This is a genomic window from Budvicia aquatica DSM 5075 = ATCC 35567, from assembly GCF_000427805.1.
Taxonomy (GTDB): Bacteria; Pseudomonadota; Gammaproteobacteria; order Enterobacterales; family Enterobacteriaceae; genus Budvicia; species Budvicia aquatica.
Genome location: NZ_ATYS01000034.1, coordinates 39424 through 60538 on the forward strand (window position 1 = coordinate 39424; position 21115 = coordinate 60538).

The 21115-nt window shown below is 49.3% G+C and carries 22 protein-coding genes and 1 pseudogene; 19 read left to right on the forward strand and 4 right to left on the reverse strand.

Going from position 1 to position 21115, the window contains the following annotated elements:
- Positions 1–81 precede the first annotated feature (81 nt).
- The 14 genes from YWE_RS0114215 to YWE_RS0114280 all read left to right on the forward strand — a co-directional run bounded on the left by YWE_RS0114215 (position 82) and on the right by YWE_RS0114280 (position 13221).
- Positions 82–396, forward strand: coding sequence for a Rieske (2Fe-2S) protein (locus YWE_RS0114215; RefSeq protein ID WP_029095146.1), 315 nt, complete (start codon positions 82–84; stop codon positions 394–396).
- A 2-nt stretch (positions 397–398) separates the two neighbouring features.
- Entirely contained in the window at positions 399–707 is a 309-nt protein-coding gene (locus YWE_RS0114220; protein WP_029095147.1) for a recombinase-like helix-turn-helix domain-containing protein, read from the forward strand.
- A gap of 19 nt (positions 708–726) precedes the next feature.
- Positions 727–1779 carry an aromatic ring-hydroxylating oxygenase subunit alpha gene (locus YWE_RS0114225; RefSeq protein ID WP_029095148.1) on the forward strand — a complete coding sequence of 351 codons (1053 nt, stop codon included), beginning with the start codon at positions 727–729 and terminating at the stop codon, positions 1777–1779.
- Positions 1776–2537: an SDR family oxidoreductase gene (locus tag YWE_RS0114230; protein WP_029095149.1), complete on the forward strand. Its 762-nt coding sequence runs from the start codon at positions 1776–1778 to the stop codon at positions 2535–2537. Before YWE_RS0114225 ends, YWE_RS0114230 begins: the two co-directional genes overlap by 4 nt.
- A gap of 38 nt (positions 2538–2575) precedes the next feature.
- Positions 2576–3361 carry an IclR family transcriptional regulator gene (locus YWE_RS0114235; protein ID WP_029095150.1) on the forward strand — a complete coding sequence of 262 codons (786 nt, stop codon included), beginning with the start codon at positions 2576–2578 and terminating at the stop codon, positions 3359–3361.
- 56 nt (positions 3362–3417) lie between these two features.
- Positions 3418–4362, forward strand: coding sequence for a VOC family protein (locus YWE_RS0114240; RefSeq protein WP_029095151.1), 945 nt, complete (start codon positions 3418–3420; stop codon positions 4360–4362).
- Positions 4359–5597, forward strand: coding sequence for an NAD(P)/FAD-dependent oxidoreductase (locus tag YWE_RS0114245; RefSeq protein ID WP_051323347.1), 1239 nt, complete (start codon positions 4359–4361; stop codon positions 5595–5597). The genes YWE_RS0114240 and YWE_RS0114245 overlap by 4 nt, the downstream gene beginning before the upstream one ends.
- Positions 5598–5718: 121 nt before the next feature.
- Positions 5719–6930, forward strand: a complete 1212-nt coding sequence (locus YWE_RS0114250; RefSeq protein WP_407641194.1) for an MFS transporter — start codon at positions 5719–5721, stop codon at positions 6928–6930.
- A gap of 33 nt (positions 6931–6963) precedes the next feature.
- Entirely contained in the window at positions 6964–7497 is a 534-nt protein-coding gene (locus YWE_RS0114255) for a cupin domain-containing protein (protein ID WP_029095154.1), read from the forward strand.
- Positions 7498–7527: 30 nt separating this feature from the next.
- Positions 7528–8394, forward strand: coding sequence for an alpha/beta fold hydrolase (locus YWE_RS27355; RefSeq protein ID WP_084167096.1), 867 nt, complete (start codon positions 7528–7530; stop codon positions 8392–8394).
- Positions 8391–9185, forward strand: a complete 795-nt coding sequence (locus YWE_RS0114265; RefSeq protein ID WP_029095155.1) for an SDR family oxidoreductase — start codon at positions 8391–8393, stop codon at positions 9183–9185. Before YWE_RS27355 ends, YWE_RS0114265 begins: the two co-directional genes overlap by 4 nt.
- A gap of 58 nt (positions 9186–9243) precedes the next feature.
- Entirely contained in the window at positions 9244–10038 is a 795-nt protein-coding gene (locus YWE_RS0114270; RefSeq protein ID WP_029095156.1) for an aspartate dehydrogenase, read from the forward strand.
- 16 nt (positions 10039–10054) lie between these two features.
- Positions 10055–11524, forward strand: a complete 1470-nt coding sequence (locus YWE_RS0114275) for an aldehyde dehydrogenase (RefSeq protein ID WP_029095157.1) — start codon at positions 10055–10057, stop codon at positions 11522–11524.
- Between the two features lie 59 nt (positions 11525–11583).
- On the forward strand, positions 11584–13221 hold the full coding sequence (locus YWE_RS0114280; protein WP_029095158.1) for a thiamine pyrophosphate-binding protein: 1638 nt from the start codon (positions 11584–11586) through the stop codon (positions 13219–13221).
- Positions 13222–13479: 258 nt separating this feature from the next.
- Here YWE_RS0114280 and YWE_RS31945 read toward each other — a convergent pair whose 3' ends face one another.
- Both YWE_RS31945 and YWE_RS0114285 read right to left on the reverse strand, forming a co-directional pair.
- Positions 13480–13674 carry an IS1/IS1595 family N-terminal zinc-binding domain-containing protein gene (locus YWE_RS31945; RefSeq protein ID WP_428829270.1) on the reverse strand — a complete coding sequence of 65 codons (195 nt, stop codon included), beginning with the start codon at positions 13672–13674 and terminating at the stop codon, positions 13480–13482.
- Between the two features lie 1068 nt (positions 13675–14742).
- Positions 14743–15708 (reverse strand): threonine/serine dehydratase, encoded by a 966-nt coding sequence (locus YWE_RS0114285; protein WP_029095159.1) that lies wholly within the window; start codon positions 15706–15708, stop codon positions 14743–14745.
- A gap of 293 nt (positions 15709–16001) precedes the next feature.
- Here YWE_RS0114285 and YWE_RS0114290 point away from each other — a divergent pair, with 293 nt between their 5' ends.
- From YWE_RS0114290 to YWE_RS0114310, 5 genes and pseudogenes are all read left to right on the forward strand, one after another.
- Positions 16002–16700: a FadR/GntR family transcriptional regulator gene (locus YWE_RS0114290; RefSeq protein WP_036016132.1), complete on the forward strand. Its 699-nt coding sequence runs from the start codon at positions 16002–16004 to the stop codon at positions 16698–16700.
- A complete protein-coding gene (locus YWE_RS0114295; protein ID WP_029095161.1) occupies positions 16697–17602 on the forward strand; it encodes a 2-dehydro-3-deoxygalactonokinase in 906 nt (301 codons plus the stop codon). The genes YWE_RS0114290 and YWE_RS0114295 overlap by 4 nt, the downstream gene beginning before the upstream one ends.
- Positions 17586–18203 carry a 2-dehydro-3-deoxy-6-phosphogalactonate aldolase gene (locus tag YWE_RS0114300; protein WP_029095162.1) on the forward strand — a complete coding sequence of 206 codons (618 nt, stop codon included), beginning with the start codon at positions 17586–17588 and terminating at the stop codon, positions 18201–18203. Before YWE_RS0114295 ends, YWE_RS0114300 begins: the two co-directional genes overlap by 17 nt.
- Positions 18200–19348: a galactonate dehydratase gene (gene dgoD, locus YWE_RS0114305; RefSeq protein WP_029095163.1), complete on the forward strand. Its 1149-nt coding sequence runs from the start codon at positions 18200–18202 to the stop codon at positions 19346–19348. Before YWE_RS0114300 ends, dgoD begins: the two co-directional genes overlap by 4 nt.
- Before the next feature lie 227 nt (positions 19349–19575).
- Positions 19576–19998, forward strand: a pseudogene (locus YWE_RS0114310) (MFS transporter); the annotation flags it as partial.
- A 141-nt stretch (positions 19999–20139) separates the two neighbouring features.
- On the opposite strand, the gene YWE_RS0114315 reads toward YWE_RS0114310, so the two are convergent.
- Both YWE_RS0114315 and YWE_RS27360 read right to left on the reverse strand, forming a co-directional pair.
- Complete coding sequence (locus YWE_RS0114315) at positions 20140–20448, reverse strand: hypothetical protein (protein WP_029095165.1); 309 nt, start codon at positions 20446–20448, stop codon at positions 20140–20142.
- Positions 20445–20951 carry a hypothetical protein gene (locus YWE_RS27360; protein WP_051323348.1) on the reverse strand — a complete coding sequence of 169 codons (507 nt, stop codon included), beginning with the start codon at positions 20949–20951 and terminating at the stop codon, positions 20445–20447. The genes YWE_RS0114315 and YWE_RS27360 overlap by 4 nt, the downstream gene beginning before the upstream one ends.
- Positions 20952–21115 lie beyond the last annotated feature (164 nt).

A 21115-nucleotide genomic window follows, 5' to 3' on the forward strand; every position in this document is an offset into this window, starting at 1 on the left:
TTATTCACCACTTCTATAGTTTGGGTATTAAATAAGAAACATAGTTTCATATATGAAACAGTCTATTAGAGGAACTGAGCAATGAGCTGGATAGATGTATGTGAACCCTCTCAGGTTAAAGAAGACTTCCCCTTCTCAGCAAAGGTTAATGACAAAGAAATCGGTGTTTATTTCATTGATGGCGAATATCACGCTCTGGAAGATGTTTGTCCCCATGCCTATGCCTTATTGAGTCAGGGATTTGTGGAAGACGGGTTAGTGGAATGCCCGTTACACGCTGCCGTATTCGATATCAAAACCGGACGCTGCGAAGGCGGACCCGGTCAGGATATCCACAAATATCCGGTTCGCGTATTCGAAAATAAAATCCAAATCACTTTTCTCCCGGAGGAATAAAGATGGAACAGATTAAGGACTTCAACCCCTGGTTGCCGGATACCCAACAGGTTATTCCCACCAAAGAAGGCGGCAACGGGCAGATTCACGTACCGGGGCAGTATCAGAATGTTATCTGGCAAAACCGCTCTCGAGTGCCGGACAGTTTTGAAGTTGCGCTGATAGCGGCGCTGGAAGAGATTTTCGATCGGGGGACTGAAGAGCTGGAGCAGATCGTCACTCAGCTTAACGACAAGCGTCTGTTTGATCGCAGCGGTGATGCATGGACGGAAAAAACGTTCTGCCACTTCCTTAAAGTAAACGGCTTCTGATCGGAACGAGGACAAAATAATGACTGACAATACTCAAGACTCAGCCAAGCAGATACAAAACTACTTAGACCAGGGCGTTCGCGGTGTCTGGTACCCGGTATTGGCGAGCTGGGAAGTGAATAGTAATCCGGTCGGAATTACCCGCCTTGAACAACAAATTGTGTTATGGCGCGATACTCAGGGCGGAATTAATGCGCTGGAAGATCGTTGCCCGCATCGCGGTGCCCGCCTCTCTATGGGCTGGAATTTAGGCGATCGTATCGCCTGCTGGTACCACGGTTTAGAGATTGGTGGCGATGGTGAAGTTAAAGACGTGCCCGCGGTTGAGCGCTGTCCGCTGGTCGGACAAAAGTGCCTGAAAAATTATCCGGCGAAAGAAGCTTATGGCGCTATTTTTCTTTATTTTGCTGTGGCTGATGAAGCCCCGCCTGCGCTGGAGTTTCCCAAAGAGCTGGCTGACTCCGAGTCTTATAGCCACTTTCTGTGTACCGCCAGTTGGGACTGCAACTATCAATATGCATTAGAAAACGTGATGGACCCGATGCACGGCACTTACCTGCATTCATCCTCACACTCCATGGCCGAAGGAGACCGCAAGGCCGATATGGTGCTCGAACCTACCGACAACGGTTTTATCTTTAAGAAGAGCGAGCAGGTAGGCGTTAACTTCGACTGGGTGGAATTTGCTGATACGGGGGCCTTCTGGATGCGTTTATCTATTCCTTATAAGAAACGTTTCGGACCGGGCGGCCACTTCTGGATTATCGGTATGGTTGTACCGGAAGATAAAGATCACTGCCGGGTATTCTTCTGGCGCATTCGTCAGGTTAAAGACTGGCAGCGCGATATCTGGCGCTTTATGTACCGCAATCGCCTGGAACAACTCCACTGGGACGTACTGGAACAAGATCGCATTGTGCTGGAGAACATGGCGCCAAATGCCCGTGGTCAGGAATATCTCTATCAGCATGATGTCGGGCTTTCTCGCCTGCGCCGTATTTTACAAAAACAGGCCAAGAAGCACCTGGATACCCTCAGCAAGCCAGCGGTTTCACCAGAGGCATCGGTATGAAGCCGCTACAGCTACTAAAAGACCAGCGAGTGGTGGTGACCGGTGCCGCCCGTGGTTTGGGCAAAAGCTTTGCCGCTGCGGTTGTTCAGGCCGGCGCCCGGGTAGTGATGTGCGATGTGCTTGAACAGGAATTGATGGCCAGCGCCGATGAACTGATTCAGCAAGGCGCTGACGTTGAGGCCCGAGTTATCGATCTGTCATCACCTTCCTCGATTAAAAATGCCTTTGTACAGATTGCCAAGGGCGGTGGGATTGACGGTTTAGTGAATAACGCTGCGCTGGCAACCGGGGTAGGCGGCAAGACCATGATGGAGTACGACATTGACCTCTGGGATCGGGTTATGACGGTCAACGTCCGTGGTACATGGTTGGTCAGTCAGGCGGCGGTGCCGCTGCTAAGGTCCGGTGACCACGGCAAGATCGTCAATATCGCATCGGATACTGCTCTCTGGGGGGCCCCGCGCTTGATGGCTTACGTTGCCAGCAAAGGTGCGATTATCTCGATGACCCGTTCAATGGCTCGCGAGCTGGGCGCTGATGGTATCTGTGTTAATGCCATTGCGCCCGGGCTAACTCGGGTAGAAGCCACCGAATATGTCCCGGCAGAGCGTCACCAGCTATATGAACAAGGTCGGGCTTTGCCGGGCGCTCAGCATCCTGATGATGTAACCGGCAGCGTACTGTACTTACTGTCGCCGCTGGCTAACTTTGTGACCGGCCAGTTGATACCGGTTAACGGTGGCTTTGTCTTTAATTAATGACGGTCGATATACCAGTAAACCGCCCGGGAGGGTAAATGTCTAACCAACAAGTTGCTAAATATTTAGTACCCGGACTGGTGAAAGGGCTGGAAATTTTGCTGGTGTTAGGTCAACAAAACAAAGAGCTGACTTTTGCTGAATTGCACCGTTTAGCCAAAATGCCGAAAGCAACGGCGTATCGGGCGGTGCAAACGCTGGAACATATGGGTTTTATCATTCGAAATTCCCGAACCAATACCTTTTCAGTTGGCAGCAAGGTGTTGTTACTGGGCTTTCAGTATATCGCTTCGCTGGATGTGGCTCAGATTGGCCAGCCGATTATTGAAAGGCTGCGGGATATCAGCCAGTGCAATAGCCATTTAGCGATCCGTGATGGTCTGGACGTTATCTATATTGCTCGAGTGAGTTCCCCGTCTTCGCAGATTAACCATGTCACGGTAGGAACCCGCCTGCCGGTTCACCGCACATCTCTGGGGCGGATGTTACTCACCAGCAGTACCCGTGAAGAATTTGAGCAGCTTTATCCGCATGATGAATTACCCGATAACTCACCGGGCTCCCCAAGCAGTCGTGAGCAGCTTTGGGAAATGATTCAACAGGATAAAGCCAGAGGTTACGTGATCGGTGAATCCTATTTCAGATACGGCATCTCCTCCATTGTTTACCCGGTATTCAACCATGAAAAACGGGTACAGGCGGTGGTCAGCATTATGGTGCCTTCCCATGAAATTCCTAAAAGCGATCGTCAGCGTCTGCAGGAAGTAGTCCGCGACGCGGCGCTAAAAATTTCTGACCTGTTAGGGGCTTTGCCCGCGCATTAATACCTGACGACAGCTGGTACAGGTATCAGACACTTTCAAATTATTGTGAGGCAAATATGAGCGTAATTGGCATAGAAAAGATGGAATTCGGCGTAGAAGATCTGTCGACCTGCGAAAGGTTTATGACTGACTTTGGCCTGACCCCTGCCGGTCAGGGCGGGCTTGCTGGTCCCCGTACCTTTAAGACCCTTAGCGGTGCCAGCATTGTGCTGCATCCCCATGATAGCGATGAGCTACCGGCAGCGTTTGAGTCGGGTTCAACTTTACGCCGTATGACCTGGGGTGTGAAGTCTAAAACCGATTTGGCAGAACTAAACCAAAAGCTGTCGGGCACTCCCGGATTCAGGTTGATCGATGATGGTGAAATTGAATGCCGGGATCCTAACGGCATGACCCTGAGATTTATTGAACAACAGCAAAAGCATGTGGTGTTACCAATATCGCCGATAAATCAGTGGGGGGATGTCCGCCGGGTTGATGAAGCCAGCCCTGTCTATAGCAAGGCCAGCCCGATCAATATCGGTCACGTGGTATTTTTCGTACAGGAGTTGGAGGCGACCGAGCGCTTTTACTGTGAGGTATTGGGCTTTCAGGTATCTGACCGCTATACCGATCGGGCCGTATTCTTGCGGGCTCAGGTGCGCGGAGTTCACCACAATTTATTTTTACTAAAAATTCCTAACCGTAAGCCGGGGCTCAACCATGTTGCCTTCACTGTCAGAGATATTCATGAGGTGATCGGCGGCGGTCTGGCGATGAACCGCCACCACTGGAGCACCTTTATTGGCCCGGGTCGTCATCCGATCTCTTCGGCGTACTTCTGGTACGTCAATAGCCCGACCGGTGGTGCTTTTGAGTATTACACCAATGATGATTATCTGACTGAAAACTGGCAGCCGCGGGAAATGGAACACTCAGTCACTACCTTTACTGAATGGGCGGTGGAAGGCGGTATTGATTATGACACTCGGCGCCAGATTAAGAAGGCGGAGGTGGTATGAACCAGATCCCTAATCAGGAACAGCAAGAGGATGCTGGCATCGTGATTATCGGCGGGGGACAGGCTGGAGGATGGGCTGCTAAAACCCTGCGGGAGAGCGGTTATACCGGCAAACTCTCGGTGATCGGCGATGAACCTCATGATTTTTATGAGCGACCACCACTGTCTAAGGCTGTTTTGCTCGACAGTGAGGGGCAATTGGGTCTGACCCGGCTGTTCTCGGAAGAGGCCGTGGCTGCGCTGAATATTGACTGGCACCGCCCGTTAAGAGCCGACGGTATTTTGCGTGATAAACAACAGGTGATAATGAGCAATGGCGAAAAACTGCCTTATCGTCAGTTGCTGATTGCTACCGGCGGACGCCCGCGCCGCCCTGAGGGCTTATGGCAAAGCCATAAGAAAGTCTTAACGCTGCGTTCATGGAATGATGCCCTTCAGCTTAGAACTCAGTTAGCGCAGTCGAAAACCTTGGCGGTAGTCGGTGGTGGTTGGATTGGTCTGGAAATTGCTGCGTCGGCCCGCAAGATGGGGATTGCGGTGACGGTTTTTGAACGTCAAAGCGCTCTGTGTCTGCGCAGTATTGGCAGCGAAGTCTCGCAGGCTCTGCTTGAGTTACATCAAAATCAGGGCGTTGAAGTCATCTGTGGCTGTGGTGACATTACCCTGACTGACAATAACGGGCAGCCTGAGCTTAAAAGTGAGCTGACCGAAAGCCAAACGTTTGATCTGGTCGTTGTCGGGATTGGCGTGATTCTCAATCTTGAATTAGCCCAACAGGCCGGTTTAGAGGTTCGTGGCGGCGGCATTGTTGTCGACGATCAGGGCAGAACCAGCGATCCGGCTATCTTTGCGGCCGGCGATGTTGCCTTACATTCCTCATTGGGAATCTGCCTGCAATCCTGGGCCTATGCCCAAAATCAGGCAATTACCACGGCCCGTAGCATGCTGGATATCGGTCAACAGGGTTATGAAGAACAGGCATGGCTGTGGTCAGATCAATATGCTGAAAATATCCAAATTTTGGGTATTCCGGCCAACGACTCGCACTGTGTTATCCGTCAGGACGGCTCTTCCAAAGTCTATTTCTACCTTAACGCAAATAACCAACTGGTACAGATGGTGGCCTTTAACGACGCCCGTACCATCAAGCTAGGCAAGCGCTGGTTACTGGCTAAAAGAGAACTTGACCCGGCGCAGTTATCCGATCCCTCTTTTTCATTGATGGCACTGAAATAGCGGGCCGTGGCCCAGTCTATCTTCGGGTAACGCTCCGGAACGGGATATCACTATGACGACTCAACCGATTGAAACTACACACTCACAGGCTTATGTTCCGCCCGTTTTGGCCGGCGATGAAATGCCGGTCCGTTGGTCAATTCCTCTGGCGCTGTTTGCCTGTGTTGTATTGGCTTTCTTCGACAAGATAAGCATTGCCGCACTGTTTTCAGATACTGAGTTTCAGAATGCATTAGGTTTGTCATTCGACCCGACTTTGTTGGGATTGTTGATGACCGCCTTTCTGCTTTCTTATGGTATTTCATCCATGTTTTTAAGCAGTATCGGTGACTATATTGAACCAAAAAAGCTGCTGATATGGATGATGTGCGTCTGGTGTATGTTGATGGTCTGCATGGGCTTTGCTAACTCTTACCGCACCATGATGATGCTAAGGATTATGTTAGGCATTGCTGAGGGCCCGCTGTTCTCACTGGCTTTTGCCATTGTCCGGCACTCGTTTCCTCAGCGCCTTCAGGCCCGGGCTACGATGTTATGGCTACTGGGAACGCCGATTGGTGCCGCCCTTGGGTTCCCGGTGACGTTATTTATTCTGCATCACTTCGGCTGGCGCTGGACCTTCTTTGCCATGGCCGCGCTGACTATTCCGGTGATCTTTATCGTGATTTATGGCTTACGCCACGTCAACGTCACGCCGAAACTGAAAGCCGCACAGTTAGCCAAGTCAACGCCAGAGAATCCGGTTTTGAGCCGCAAACAAGAGCGGCAAGAGCTGTATAAAAGCTGGCAGTTTTGGCTGATTTGTATTTTTAACATCGCCTTCCTGACTTATCTGTGGGGAATTAACGGCTGGCTGCCAAGCTACCTGATTAAAGGTAAAGGCATTCATCTGGAGCAGGTTGGCTATCTTTCCTCGCTGCCGTTTATCGCCATGCTGCTGGGTGAAGGTATCGGTGCTTATGTTTCGGATCGTTTAGACCGCCGGGCAATGTCGTGCTTTATCTCTTTGCTTGGCGCCAGCGCCGGCCTGGTATTGGTACTTTATATTGAGGGCACTTATCAGGTTATTGCTGCCATGGCTTTCAGTACCTTTATGTGGGGCATCGGGGCACCTAATGTATTTGCCCTGTTGGCTAAAGTGACCAGCGCCCGAGTCAGCGCGACGGCCGGTGGCATCTTTAATGGTCTGGGGAATTTTGCCGGGGCATTGGCTCCGGTGGTAATGGGAATGCTGATCGCCGCATCAGGCAACATGGATGTTGGTTTACTGTTTTTAGTGATAGTTGCTGTTACCGGTTGCGTGGTTCTGCTGCCGCTGGTGAAACGTTATTGATTGATCCAATAGACCTTAGAAAGGAGTAATACCATGTCACAAGCTCAGGTTTTACCGCATAACGATACCGTCAAACCCGAAGGTATTTCGATGGAAGATTGGCTGGAGTCGCGGATTGCCCGTTTTGAAGGGCGTAAATATGACTGGGATGCCCTGAAGTTTCAGGCGGATTTCGATCCTAAATATCGTCGGGCTCAAATGCGTTATATCGGTACCGGTGCCACCGGCGTTGCCAACGATGTGAACACCGTTCCGGCAGAAAATTTCACCTTCTCTACTATGGTGCTGCCGGCCAAGTGTGAAGGGCCTCTGCATCTGCACTCTGACGTTGAAGAAGTGTTCTTTATGCTTAAAGGCTGCATCACGCTGTTTATTCGTGACGGGGATCAGGAACATCAAACTATTTTGCGTGAGCGGGATCTGATTTCAGTGCCTGCGGGTATTTATCGTGGGTTATTAAACCATGGCGAAGAAGAGGCACTGATGTGCGTAATGTTAGGAACTCAAAAGCCGGCGATTCCGACATACCCTTCAGATCATCCGCTGTCTAAAGTGAAGCGTGGCTAATCCCCTGACTGATTGCATAAAGGAACTGTTATGAATGCCGTGATATTACCCAATCAACCTAATGGCCTTGCAGAGCAAAATTCGGCGTTATCCGGCCATCGTCTGAGCTGGAGAAGCGCAGGAACAGGGCAACCCGTTATTTTGCTTCACGGCATCAGTTCCGGTGCGCTGTCATGGGAAAAACAGCTTACCTGCGGCAAACTGACCAAACGCTGTCGTTTACTGGCTTGGGATGCACCCGGATATGGTAATAGCGATGGTTTAGCCACAAATGAACCAAAGGCTGAGCTTTATGCCGACAGGTTGATGCAATGGATTGAACAGGAGCAGCTAACTAACCCGGTGCTGGTTGGTCATTCATTAGGGGCTATTATCGCCAGTGCCTTTGCAGCTCGCTATCCACAACGGCTGTCGGGCCTGGTTTTGGCAAATCCGGCACAGGGATATGCCACTGCGCCTGCAGAAAAGCGTCGGCAGGTTTTTGACCAGCGGCAAACCATGGTCAATACCTTAGGCATTGACGGCTATGCCGCTCAGCGCGGTGCGGCGTTGCTTAGGCCGGATGCCCGACCGGAAGACATTGAGCGGGTACAACAAAATATGCGTCGATTGCATCCCGACGGTTTTCTACAGGCCGCATGGATGCTGGCCAATGATGATATTTACGCGTATTTAAAACATTACTCCGGGCCCGTTGAGATCTGGTGTGGTGATAGTGACAACATTACTCCGGCCGAAGGTGCCATCGCGCTGGCTCAGCACATCGGTGCTGAGTTCAAGCTAATAGCCAATGCGGGCCATGCCAGCTATATCGATGCGCCGGAGATCTTTAACCAACGGCTCAGCCAGTTTGTTGCTCAGTACAGTACATCAACAAAAGGAGTGTCTGCGGTATGAATTTACACATTGAAGGACGGGTAGCCGTTGTAACCGGCGGTTCATCCGGCATCGGTTTTGAAACGCTGCGCTTACTGTTGGCCGAAGGCGCAAAGGTGGCGTTTTGTGGGCGTAATGCCGACAAACTGTCGGGTGCTGAAACTATTCTTAGGCAGGATTTTCCGGCAGAACAGATGCTGGCCTACCGCTGTGACGTTCTTGACCCCCTTCAGGTTGCTGATTTCGCCCATGCGGTTGAACAGCGCTTTGGTGCAACAGATATGTTAATTAATAACGCCGGTCAGGGCTTTGTTTCCCGTTTTGATGAGACCCCTCCGGATGCCTGGCTGAATGAAACCAAACTGAAACTGTTTGGCGTGATTAATCCGCTCGAAGCATTCTTGCCAATGCTTGAGCGGTCAGATATCGCCTCAGTCACCTGTGTAAACTCCCTGCTGGCGTTACAGCCGGAGGAACATATGATTGCTACCTCCGCAGCCCGGGCGGCGTTACTTAATATGACGCTTACGTTATCAAAGGAATTGATTCATAAGGGTATTCGGGTAAATTCTATTTTATTAGGGATGGTAGAGTCTGGCCAGTGGAGACGCCGGTTTGCAGAACGCAGTGATACCAGTCAAAGCTGGGAGCAGTGGACCGGTGCAATTGCCGTGCGTCGAGGAATTCCGATGAAGCGCTTAGGTAAACCTCAGGAGCCGGCTCAGGCATTACTGTTTTTAGCTTCACCGTTGGCTTCTTTTACTACCGGTGCCGCGCTGGATGTTTCCGGCGGTTTTAATCGTCACCTGTAGCCAATTTATGCTAACGACTTGAAGTCACAACAATAACAAGATCGAGAGAATGATAAAAATGAAGAAGATTATGATGATCGGTTTTGGCGCAATGGCCAGAGAAGTGATATCTCGTTTGCCTGATGGCGTTTCCATTGGTTGGGTTGTTGCACGCCCACATCACCATCAGGCTATTCAGCAGGCTTTAGGCCATGGAGTTCAGGCGATTGAACATCCGTCAGCCTGTCAGGAGCGACCCGATTTAGTACTGGAATGCGCCAGTCAGAAAGCGGTGCATGAGTTTGGTGAATTCATACTGAATAGCGGCTGGAAGCTGGCTTTGATCTCCACCGGAGCATTAGCCGATAAGCCTCTGTTTCAGCGTTTAGTACAGGCAGAACAACGACATCAGGGTGAGCTGATTGTCCTGTCAGGAGCCGTTGCCGGGATGGATGGTTTGGCATCGGCCCGGGAGGGCGGATTAGACAGCGTGACTTATACCTCCAATAAAAGCCCGGCCAGCTGGCGCGGTAGCCCGGCTGAAAAGCTGGTGGATTTAGATAATGTCACTGAGCCGGTGGTGTTTTTTGAAGGCTCTGCGCGTGATGCCGCTCAGCAATTTCCGGCCAATGCCAATGTGGCGGCCACCGTTGCTTTGATGGGTATTGGTATGGATTTGACCAAAGTAAAATTACGAGTAGATCCCCACACTTCTCGTAATACCCACACCATTTTTGCAGCAGGAACCTTCGGCGAGTTTCATATCGAGCTTAACGGTAATCCTCTGCCGACTAATCCTAAAACATCAACCCTGGCTGCCCTGAGTGCGGTACAGGTCTGCCGCCGACTTGTCGACGGTGGTTTAGTGGCTTAAACGCCGGGAGCAGCTGATGGATATGTTAAAAATCTATTTCGCCGGTCAGTGGCGTGAAGGTCGGGGAGAAGAGTTAGTCTCTTATTTCCCAGCCGATGGCAGTGTGAATGCCCGTTTACGTGCCGCCAGTCTGGACGATGTAGAACTGGCGGTTGAGGCGGCCGAAAAAGCATGGCGGGCACCGAGCTGGCGTGGCCTGATGCCCCACCAGCGAGCGACAATTCTTTATAAAGTCAGCGAGCTCATCTTGCAGCGCCATGAAGAGCTGGCTCAGCTACAAACCCGTGATAACGGCAAACCGCTGGCCGAAACCAGAGGGCTGGTCGCCAGCGCGGCTGCCACGGCGCGCTATTTTGCCGCTGCCTGTGAAGTATTGGAAGGTGAGCTGCCAACCCAGCGCAATGCCGATGCAATGACTATCAGCACTTATGAGCCTCTGGGGGTGATCGCCGCTATTACGCCGTGGAACTCGCCGATTGCCAGCGAAATGCAAAAAATTGCTCCGGCACTGGCGGCCGGTAACTCAGTAATCCTAAAGCCAGCGGAAGCCACGCCATTAACCGCGCTGAAACTGGCCGAACTGTTTGAAGAGGCGGGTTTACCTCCGGGGGTACTCAGCGTGCTGCCGGGTAAAGGTTCTGTGATTGGTGAAGCTCTGGCCCGCCATCGTTACGTCAGGAAAATTTCATTTACCGGTGGTACCACGACCGGTAAGCATCTGGCCCATATTGCCGCCGATAAGCTAATTTCGGCATCGCTGGAATTGGGTGGCAAGTCACCGACCATCGTGCTGGACGATGCCGATCTTGAGCAGGCGGCTCGCGGTATCACTTACGGTATTTTCAGTTCAGCTGGGCAAGCCTGTATTGCCGGCGCTCGGTTGTTTATTCACTCTTCGATATATCAGCCGTTACTGGCGCGTATTGTGGAGCTTACTAACGGATTACGTATTGGCCTGCCGACAACGCCGGGTATCCATATGGGGCCGTTGATTAATGCTAAACATCGGGAGTCAGTGCAGAAGTATGTTGATTTGGCGAAGTCTGAAGGCGGGCGAATCGTGATAGGAGGAACCGCGCCATCCGATCCGGCGTTGGCCGACGGCAGCTACTTTCTGCCAACCATCATTGAGGGGTTATCCAATCAGGCCTGCGCGTGTCAGGAAGAAATTTTCGGACCCGTATTAGTGGTGCTGCCTTTTGATAATGAAGAAGATTTAGTCGCACAGGCCAATGATTCAGTTTATGGCTTAGCGGCCGGGATCTGGAGCCGTAATTTTTGCCGCTCAATGGCACTGGCATCGCGCTTAGAGACCGGAACGGTCTGGATTAATACTTATAAAGTTTTCTCTATCTCGACGCCGTTTGGTGGCTTTAAAGAGAGTGGATTGGGGCGTGAGAAAGGGCTCAACGGTATCAAAGCTTATATGCAGCAAAAGAGCCTCTATCTTGCACTTAACTCTAACCCAAACCTCTGGAGTGATTAATCGGGCATTGAACCGGATCATCACTGTAGATAACCCTATTCAGATAATTAAGGCAGACCATGAGCGATAAAATAACGGTTGGCGAGGCAATTGCCCGCACTCTGGAACAATACAAGGTATCGGCCATTTATGGCATTATTTCAATTCACAACTTGCCGATTGCTGATGCCATCGGACGACGCAATAAAATTCATTTTGTTCCGGCGCGTGGAGAAGCCGGCGCCGTGACGATGGCGGATGCTCACAGCCGTTTTTCTGGTTTAGGGGTTGCGTTAACCAGCACGGGTGCCGGTGCCGGTAATGCGGTCGGATCAATGATTGAGGCTCTGAATGCCGGTTCTCCGCTGGTGCACATAACCGGCCAGGTAGAGAAAGCCTATCTGGATGCGGATAGCGGGTTTATTCACGAAACTAAAGACCAGCTAGGATTTTTGCGGGCCTGCTCCAAGCGGGCCTATCGAGTAAACTCCCCGGAGCAGGCGATTTCGGTATTACATCGCGCCATTCAGGAAGCTCAAACCGTACCATGCGGGCCGGTAGCGATAGAGATTCCGATTGATATTCAAAATACGCTGGTTCCCCTTGCTGTTTTGAGTGACACCGTTGAACCTGCGGTATACCCGGTCGCGTCCGATAAGCTGATTGAACGGCTTTATCGCCGGTTGTCTGAGGCTAAACGCCCGACCCTATGGATCGGCGGTGGGGCTTTAGGCTGTAGCAAGGCAGTACGCCAACTGGCAGATGCCGGTGTTGCGGTGATCTCAAGTACGCACGGGCGAGGTATTTTACCGGACAGCCACCCGCGCAACCTGCGGGCATTCCATAATTCACCGTCGATTGAGGCTATTCTTGAACAAAGCGATCTGATGCTGGTTGCCGGCTCGCGTTTACGCAGTAATGAAACCCGCACCTGGTCTTTAAAGCTACCTCGCCCGATGATTCAGATTGATATCGATCCCTCGGCCATTAGCCGTAACTATGTCGCCGATGAGGTGGCGATCGGTGACTGTCAGGATATTTTACAGGCGCTGGCTGATCGGCTTTCTAAGGCGCCTAAGGCAGATGCCCAATGGGATGCCGATATAGCTGATGCGATTAAACAGGCCGATGCCGGGTTACGTAAGCAGTCGGGCCCGTATGCGGCCCTCAACGATGCGCTGGAAAAGGCCTTGCCTGCTAACGGGCTGTTTGTTCGGGATATTACCGTGTCCGGTAGCGTTTGGGGGAGTCGCTTGTTTCGCGCACATGCGCCACTGGAAAATATTCATTCTCTGGCCGGAGCCATTGGTCTGGGTTTAGCGATGTCGATCGGTACTGCGGTGGCTAACCCACAGCGTAAAGTTGTCGGGCTTGTCGGCGATGGCGGTCTGGCTCTCGGTATCGGCGAGTTGGCTACCATGGCCCAGGAAAAGCTCAATCTGACCCTGTTGGTCATGAATGACGGTGGCTATGGTGTAATGCGCGGTATTCAGGATAAATATTTTGAAGGCCGTCAGTATTATAATGAGCTGCATACGCCATCATTTACTCTGGTTGCTGAAGCGATGGGGCTGAAGTCATGGTTAATCGATAGTGCAGATGATTTTGAGCGTATTTTGGCAGAGGCAATTAGCTACCAAGGACCGTCAGTTGTTGAAGTGAATATGAAGCGTATCGGAACGCTAACCTTTGCCGGGCCTCCACAAAAATTGTATTAATAATCCAAAATATCAGGGCCTTAAATGGCTCTGATAGTGATGACTTTGTTGTAATGTGCGAGCCATTGTTGACGCGGGGCAGGAACGGCTGAGAGTATTTATCTGCTAACCGGGCAGGGAGATGGCGGCGATAAGGCACATCCGGTTCGGCATCCAGAGCGGCTAATTTACAATATAGCCGCTATGCGAATTGAACAGGATGATTTGCTGATTGCATCACTATTTCATACCAGCCGGGCTGGCCCAGCGTTGTTGATATCAGTCTTTATCTTTATCTTTATCTTTATCCGTTTCTGAGGGTTTTTCCTGCTTATACGCATTGTAGACATAATTAAGTTGAAACGTTTTTTTACAATTAGAACAGTAGAAACGTGGGTATCCGGAGCGACCTCGTCCATGTTTTCTAACGGTATTCTCGCTGTTGCATAATTTACACACTCTAGGTACGTTCATTTTCTTTGCTTTCTATAATAATGAGTTAGTGTCATTTTCGTTGTGCGTCATAAGGGCAACCCGGCACGCTGACTGATGCCATGGGCTTTAGACATACAATGAAGGCTGGCTTTGCGAGCTCATTGTTCGCGGTACTAAAGTCGTACTATTTATGGGGCTACCATCATTATCGGCCCGATACATATTCTTCCTATCAATTCATGGGCAAAATAATGAAAGTTATAAATATCAGATTCATTCTTGAAAACTGCCCAGTAAAAATGATTAATCTAAAAACCCCTACGATTATAATTGGGTTTTTATATTATTAATAATTTTTTTAAATACGTGTTATTTTTAAATTGTAAAATAATTTTCGTCACGTATATGTTATGTTCTAAAGCATGGCTATTAATTACCCTAAGTTAAGGCTTACTATCTAATAATTTGGCTGTTTATAGATTATCATATTGTTTTTATTTTCTCCTGGTTAATCGTATGTGTTGTTTTTATTGGTTTTTATTTCAATCCCTTACCGGGTTAGTCTGTCATCATTAGAAATAACAATCAACTTAACCTTTGCGTATTAGTGCTGTGACAGTAGGGGTTTTAGCAATAGATATTTGTTTTTTAGCGATTTAAATATAGGTTTTTACATATCTACAAAGTAATTATCCATTTTATTTTATATTTTAAATAGTTTGCTGCGATTATTTTTGTTGTTTTTAATAGAGCTTTCCTATTATTAATTGGTTAATGTGTGTCATTATTGACTGATTACTTTTTTTGAACTTAATGAAATGCTTGGCTTTTTATGATGTGGTATATCGATTAACGTCGAGCTGAAATAAATAGTTACACCACTTATAAATTATTTCATACGTTATTATAAGGAGTGAGGGTTATTTTTTATTTTGATGTATTAACGTTTTGCTTGTTTGTATGGCGATGAGTGTTGTTTTAAATATCCAACTGCACCTAATGATGTATCTAATATGAATTCTTGATAAAAGGAGTGGTTTTGTCTGGCTTGTTACGATGAAGCATAACAAGCCATGGTATATGTATTGCTATCTTGTTTGGCGAGACTTACTCATCATCGTTGATCGCATTAATGAACTTTTCCAGCACGATATTTTTGCCACACAGGACAACGCCGATCTTCTTTCCTTTGAACTCCGGTGCAATTTTTAGCGCCGCTGCTAATGCGACTCCGGCGGCACCTTCGATCATCCAGCGGTCTGTACGGGCAATTAAGCGCATAGCCTGACGAATTTCCTGTTCACTCACCAACTCATAGCGATCAATGACCTGTTGGCTTAGCGGGAAGGTAATAGAACCGGGCTCAATGCCACCGGCTGTGCCGTCAGACAATGTTTCCTGCTCGTCTATTTCAATTATCTTACCGGCTTTCAGGCTGGCATACATACTGGTGGCATTGGCTGGCCAGCAGCCAATAATCTGCGTTTTGGGTGATAAATGCTTGAATGCAGCACCGATACCGGAAATCAGTCCGCCGCCGCCGACGGAAACAAATACGGCATCCAGATCGGGCTGTTGTTCCACCATTTCGATTCCGGCGGTTCCCTGACCGGCAATAATATATTTGTCATTGTAAGGAGAGATAAAAGGTTTGCCTTGTAAAGTCGCCTGCTTGGCGGCTTCCAGTTCAGCAGACAAAGCATCTCCGTCAACCAGTTCTATCTGTGCGCCATAGGCCCGTATCGCATCCAGCTTAACCTGTGCTGCGCTGACCGGTGCAAAAACCGTCACCGGAATTCCTGCACTTCTCGCGGCCAAAGCCAGTGCCTGACCGTGATTACCGGTCGATGCCGTGATCACGCCGTTCTGCCGGGCATCCTGATTTAATAGCCGTATTTTATTGACCGCACCGCGAAATTTGAAAGAGCCAGTGTGCTGCAGGTGCTCGCATTTGAGGTAGATTTCACACTCGGTCATAAGCGTCAACAGCGGGCTATAGTCCAGAGGCGTTACCCGAACCTGCGGGCGTATCGCAGCATGGGCTTCAGTGACGAGCTGATAAAGGGAATTCATAGTCTCTCCTTATGCGAATTTATCTAGTTGTAGCCTGATGGCCGTTTGATGTCGAGATCTGGACGATGCTTTTTAAATGATATTCGTGGTGAATAGCTAATTGTACGTTTTGCGATCCAGATCGTAGTACAATTTATATTTATTGAATTACAATGAACTCGTTGTTGAGAACGATGGTGAAAATTTTGCGGTGGGTACCAGACAGTCGTCCTTAAGGTCGATAAGCTCTCAGGTTATCCGGCGGGTAAGCCGTAGCGAAATGAAAAATGACACTATAACTTTCGGAGCTATCGATGCCTCAATCTGAAATAAGTAAAACTGACCGCATTATCATTGAACTGGGTAAACAGATTGTGCAGGGGAAGTACATTCCCGGCGCATCACTGCCGGCAGAAACCGATCTCTGCGATGAATTTGGTACTTCTCGCAATATTATCCGCGAGGTTTTACGGGCGTTAACGGCGAAGCGCTTGGTTAAGGTGCAAAGGTATCGGGGGGCATTTGTCACATCCCGCAATGAGTGGAGTTACCTCGACAGCGATGTACTGCAGTGGATACTGGAACATGACTATGACCCGCGGTTAATTGCTTCAATGAATGAGGTACGAAACCTGGTTGAGCCCACGATTGCCCGGCTGGCTGCTGAGCGGGCTACCTCAACCGAACTGGTAGCTATTGAAGATGCTTATAACGATATGGTGACTAACAGTCAGGATCGTGATGCCTTCAATCAGGCAGATATCCGCTACCATCAGGCAATTTTAGTCGCCACACATAATCTTATATTACAGCAACTTGGCGTTGCATTTAGCTCTTTGCAACATGCGGTATTTGAACGGACCTATATGCCGGACGATGACAATATGCCTCGCACGCTCAGAGAACATAAAGATCTCTATGATGCAATCCGCCATCAGGATATTGAAGCAGCTGAGAAAGCGGCACTGAGTATGATTGCCAGCTCAACCCAGCGTTTAAAGGAGTCCATATGATTGAACAGTTTATCGGCGTTGACTGGGGGTCCACTAACCTGCGCGCTTGGCTATTTGATGGAGAACACTGTGTAGACAGCCTGCGATCGGAGCTTGGTGTTACCCGCTTTAACGGGCAGCCCGCTGCGGCCATTTTTCATCAGGTATTTGATAACTGGCTGGCTCAATACCCTGACGGGATTCCCGTGGTCATGGCCGGAATGATTGGCAGTAATGCCGGTTGGGTTTCTACGCCTTATCAGATGTGTCCGGTGAACTTGAGCCAAATTTCTCAGCACCTGATGCCCGTTGAACAGCTTGCGCCGATGCGCGGTTGGATTGTGCCGGGTATTGCGATTAATCAGGCGGATAACTGCAACGTGATGCGTGGTGAGGAGACTCAGCTGATTGGTGCACATGCCTGCCAGCCTTCAGACTATTACGTTATGCCGGGTACCCATAGCAAATGGGTTCAGATGGACGGAGATAACATTGCCGACTTTCGCACGGTAATGACCGGTGAGCTTCACCATCTGCTGATTAACCATTCGCTGGTTGGTGCCGGTATCGGTGAACAGCGCGAGTGTGCGGATGCATTTAAGCAAGGCATGGAAGTTGGTTTTAACGAAGCCAATATTATTCGCCGGCTGTTTGAGACTAGAGCGGCACATGTTTTGGGGCAGCTTGACCGTTCAGTCGTTCAGGAGTGGCTGTCGGGATTATTGATTGGTCACGAAGTTGCTCAAATGCAACATCAGTATGCGGATGTTAAACAGCGCGGAATTACGCTGATAGGCAGCCAGAAACTGGTTGCACGTTACCTACAGGCAATGGCATTCGCCGATATTCCTCATCGTACTATCGACGGAGATATTGCATTTAAATCTGGCATAAGGAGTCTGGTTAATGAGCTGGAAAACTAACGTTCCGCTGATTGCTATCTTACGTGGTATTACACAGCAAGAAGTGGATGAGCATGTTTCTATACTGATTGCGTCGGGCTTTGATGCCATTGAAATTCCGTTGAACTCACCTGAATGGGAAGTCAGCATCAAGGGAATGGTTGATAAGTTTGGTTCCCGGGCATTGATTGGTGCAGGAACCGTTCTGAACGTCGCTAACGTTGAGCGACTGGCAGCAATGGGTTGCAAAATGATTGTTACGCCAAATACCAATCCGGCGGTTATCCGACGTTCAGTTGAGTTAGGTATGACTGTTTGTGCCGGCTGTGCGACAGCAACCGAAGCTTTTACTGCGTTAGACGCCGGAGCTCAGGCGCTTAAAATATTCCCTTCCAGCGCCTTTGGCCCTGAGTACGTTAAAGCGCTTAAAGCCGTATTGCCTGCGGATGTGCCGGTATTTGCGGTTGGCGGGGTGACGCCGGAGAATCTTCATCTCTATATGTCTGCTGGTTGTATTGGTGCCGGATTGGGGGGCGATCTGTATAAGGCGGGTCAGTCACCTGAACGTACTCGTCAGCAGGCTGAATTTTTTATTAAAGCCTATAAGGAAGTAAAACAATGAAAGTGACTAAGCTAACCACTTATCGTTTAGCTCCTCGTTGGATGTTTCTGAAGATTGAAACGGATGAGGGCATTACCGGTTGGGGTGAACCGGTGATTGAGGGGCGCGCTCGCAGCGTTGAAGCTGCGGTACACGAGCTGTCTGAATACGTTATCGGACAGGATCCTGCGCGCATCAACGATATCTGGCAAACCCTTTATCGCGGTGGTTTCTATCGCGGCGGCCCGATTCTGATGAGTGCAATCTCAGGCATCGATCAGGCTCTATGGGATATCAAAGGTAAAGCCTTAGGCGTACCGGTATATCAACTGCTTGGCGGATTAGTGCGCGATAAAATTAAGGCCTATAGCTGGGTAGGGGGCGATCGGCCTTCAGACGTTATTGCCGGAATTAAAAAATTGCAACAGATTGGTTTTGATACCTTTAAGCTTAACGGCTGTGAAGAGATGGGGCTGATTGATAGCGCTCGCAAAGTTGACGCTGCGGTCGCGGTGGTTGCTGAAATCCGCGAAGCCTTTGGCAACGCTATTGAGTTTGGTCTGGACTTCCATGGCCGGGTAAATGCGCCGATGGCTAAAGTTTTAATTAAAGAGTTGGAGCCTTATCGCCCGCTGTTTATTGAAGAGCCGGTGCTGGCTGAACAGGCTGAATATTATCCGCGTTTAGCGGCACAAACCCATATTCCAATTGCTGCCGGTGAACGTATGTTCTCCCGTTTTGACTTTAAGCGCGTGCTGGCCGACGGTGGATTGGCTATTGTTCAGCCCGACTTATCTCATGCTGGCGGTATCACCGAGTGCTATAAGATTGCCGCGATGGCTGAAGCTTATGATGTGTCATTTGCTCCTCACTGCCCGCTGGGGCCTATTGCACTCGCTTCTTGCTTACATATCGATTTTGTTGCCCGCAATGCCGTATTGCAGGAGCAAAGCATGGGAATTCACTACAATCAGGGCGCAGAGTTATTAGACTACGTACTGAATAAAGAGGATTTTGCCATGGACGATGGTCATTTCTATCCGCCAAGCAAGCCGGGACTGGGTGTAGAAGTGAATGAAGAGTTAGTCATTGAACGAAGTAAAAATGCACCCGATTGGCGAAATCCGGTGTGGCGTTATCCTGATGGCGCGGTAGCCGAATGGTAAAATAGAAACCATTTTTACCGAGTAAATAATTACCCATATTCATTAAATAAAATAATAGAAATAGAAAAGGCGTAAATACCCGTCGGGGCCTCTTTACGCCTGATTCAAGCCATAACCTATTTCAATAAATATGACAGATAAAGAGGGTTAAAGGCCGCAAGCCTTATCAGACCTCGATCTGGCGCTATTTGTAGAAAACAAAAAGCTGTTTAATAAGGTACTCTACAATGATGAATACAATTAATAATCCTTCGCCGGTTAAGCCGACGAAACGTCGCTATATTACGCTGCTTATGATTTTTGTGACGGTGGTAATTTGCTATGTGGATAGAGCCAACTTAGCCGTTGCATCGGTGAAAATTCAGGAAGAGTTTGGTATTACTAAAACTGAAATGGGCTATATCTTCTCTGCTTTTGCATGGACTTATACTGCCTGCCAAATTCCGGGCGGATGGTTTCTTGACCGGGTCGGTTCCAAACTGACCTACTTCATTGCCATTTTTGGCTGGTCAGTGGCAACGCTACTACAGGGTTTTGCCAGCGGATTAGCCTCATTGATTGGGCTACGTGCGATTACTGGCCTGTTTGAAGCACCTGCTTTCCCGGTTAACAATCGTGTGGTGACCAGCTGGTTCCCTGAGCAAGATAAGGACTATGGGGCTGTAAGCCTTTTGGAATATTAGTTTTATCTGTTTATCGAATTTATCATATACACATTACTATACACATTAATTACCACTACAGAACGCTTAATCGAATGACCAAAGGTAAACATCATTCTAATCCCGATATTAACGCTCATCTGTCCCGATCACAAACAAATACGATAAGGGCTGCAACGCTGCCATGCTTAGCGACAGATGCGTTCGGCACCATTCAGTAAACGCGGGTTTATCAAAATCGAGCTGGTGATCACGGATAAACTCCAGGTCCAGTATCACATACTCCGCATTCGCTGAACTCTCCGTTGCCGGGTAGAAAATACCTTCACTACCCAACGTTGTTAAATCGTTAAACGCCGATTCAGTGACCCGGACGGTGTGAATCAAATCAACATTCTCCAGTGACTTCAGTGACAGTAAGCGGGCAACCAGATTCATTTTTTCTCTCCTGTAGATATTTCATTGGGAAGCGCGATGACTATTGCCAGTTCTGCCTGTAACCAGTCGGCGACATGTTGCCATTCCGTACCACTGACATCAGACGTGATTTTCCAGACATTTGGGCAAGTGTGATGGGCCAGCAGTAATACGGCCATGACCATAAATCGGTAGGGGTGACCATGGGTATGACAATATCCCCGGTCATAGGGATGTTGATGTTGGTTCAGAATAAAGGTATCGCCGCTGAGTTGATGGTGATGTTCCCCGTTAAAGACGATAACGCCGAGTCCTATTAGACTGTCGTCGTAGCGCCGTGGCGTGAGACCGGCACCGTTGCAGATAACAGGTGGGGGCTCAATACCGGTGCTTTCGGGCTTTAAACGGAGCTGTCGATGAGATCGGGTGACCAGACGGCACAGCGTGAACCAGTCGTCCTGAGCGATATCGCGTAATAATCTAAAATGAAATGCGCCAGTTTTTGGCGCAGATAATGTAGGCATAGGCAAATCTCCATGTTACCGTTGATAATTAGCCGTGAAATAGAGGAGGATCCCGGTGTGGGTCTGGCATTGAAAGGATTAGCTAGGATTGGGGGAATTGCTGGTGGTTTGACTTATAACCATCCCCGCTCGGCAAAGGAGACCCGTTCGCCATGACCCATAAC

What these genes read in the sequence shown, in the direction of transcription:
- YWE_RS27360 (WP_051323348.1), bottom strand. Translation starts at nt 20,951, where the DNA reads ATGCCTACATTATCTGCGCCAAAAACTGGCGCATTTCATTTTAGATTA.
- YWE_RS0114280 (WP_029095158.1), top strand. Translation starts at nt 11,584, where the DNA reads ATGAGCGATAAAATAACGGTTGGCGAGGCAATTGCCCGCACTCTGGAA.
- YWE_RS0114300 (WP_029095162.1), top strand. Translation starts at nt 17,586, where the DNA reads ATGAGCTGGAAAACTAACGTTCCGCTGATTGCTATCTTACGTGGTATT.
- YWE_RS0114275 (WP_029095157.1), top strand. Translation starts at nt 10,055, where the DNA reads ATGGATATGTTAAAAATCTATTTCGCCGGTCAGTGGCGTGAAGGTCGG.
- YWE_RS0114245 (WP_051323347.1), top strand. Translation starts at nt 4,359, where the DNA reads ATGAACCAGATCCCTAATCAGGAACAGCAAGAGGATGCTGGCATCGTG.
- YWE_RS0114230 (WP_029095149.1), top strand. Translation starts at nt 1,776, where the DNA reads ATGAAGCCGCTACAGCTACTAAAAGACCAGCGAGTGGTGGTGACCGGT.
- YWE_RS0114270 (WP_029095156.1), top strand. Translation starts at nt 9,244, where the DNA reads ATGAAGAAGATTATGATGATCGGTTTTGGCGCAATGGCCAGAGAAGTG.
- YWE_RS0114290 (WP_036016132.1), top strand. Translation starts at nt 16,002, where the DNA reads ATGCCTCAATCTGAAATAAGTAAAACTGACCGCATTATCATTGAACTG.
- YWE_RS27355 (WP_084167096.1), top strand. Translation starts at nt 7,528, where the DNA reads ATGAATGCCGTGATATTACCCAATCAACCTAATGGCCTTGCAGAGCAA.
- YWE_RS0114250 (WP_407641194.1), top strand. Translation starts at nt 5,719, where the DNA reads ATGCCGGTCCGTTGGTCAATTCCTCTGGCGCTGTTTGCCTGTGTTGTA.
- YWE_RS0114295 (WP_029095161.1), top strand. Translation starts at nt 16,697, where the DNA reads ATGATTGAACAGTTTATCGGCGTTGACTGGGGGTCCACTAACCTGCGC.
- YWE_RS31945 (WP_428829270.1), bottom strand. Translation starts at nt 13,674, where the DNA reads ATGAACGTACCTAGAGTGTGTAAATTATGCAACAGCGAGAATACCGTT.
- YWE_RS0114265 (WP_029095155.1), top strand. Translation starts at nt 8,391, where the DNA reads ATGAATTTACACATTGAAGGACGGGTAGCCGTTGTAACCGGCGGTTCA.
- YWE_RS0114285 (WP_029095159.1), bottom strand. Translation starts at nt 15,708, where the DNA reads ATGAATTCCCTTTATCAGCTCGTCACTGAAGCCCATGCTGCGATACGC.
- YWE_RS0114240 (WP_029095151.1), top strand. Translation starts at nt 3,418, where the DNA reads ATGAGCGTAATTGGCATAGAAAAGATGGAATTCGGCGTAGAAGATCTG.
- dgoD (WP_029095163.1), top strand. Translation starts at nt 18,200, where the DNA reads ATGAAAGTGACTAAGCTAACCACTTATCGTTTAGCTCCTCGTTGGATG.
- YWE_RS0114220 (WP_029095147.1), top strand. Translation starts at nt 399, where the DNA reads ATGGAACAGATTAAGGACTTCAACCCCTGGTTGCCGGATACCCAACAG.
- YWE_RS0114235 (WP_029095150.1), top strand. Translation starts at nt 2,576, where the DNA reads ATGTCTAACCAACAAGTTGCTAAATATTTAGTACCCGGACTGGTGAAA.
- YWE_RS0114215 (WP_029095146.1), top strand. Translation starts at nt 82, where the DNA reads ATGAGCTGGATAGATGTATGTGAACCCTCTCAGGTTAAAGAAGACTTC.
- YWE_RS0114315 (WP_029095165.1), bottom strand. Translation starts at nt 20,448, where the DNA reads ATGAATCTGGTTGCCCGCTTACTGTCACTGAAGTCACTGGAGAATGTT.
- YWE_RS0114255 (WP_029095154.1), top strand. Translation starts at nt 6,964, where the DNA reads ATGTCACAAGCTCAGGTTTTACCGCATAACGATACCGTCAAACCCGAA.
- YWE_RS0114225 (WP_029095148.1), top strand. Translation starts at nt 727, where the DNA reads ATGACTGACAATACTCAAGACTCAGCCAAGCAGATACAAAACTACTTA.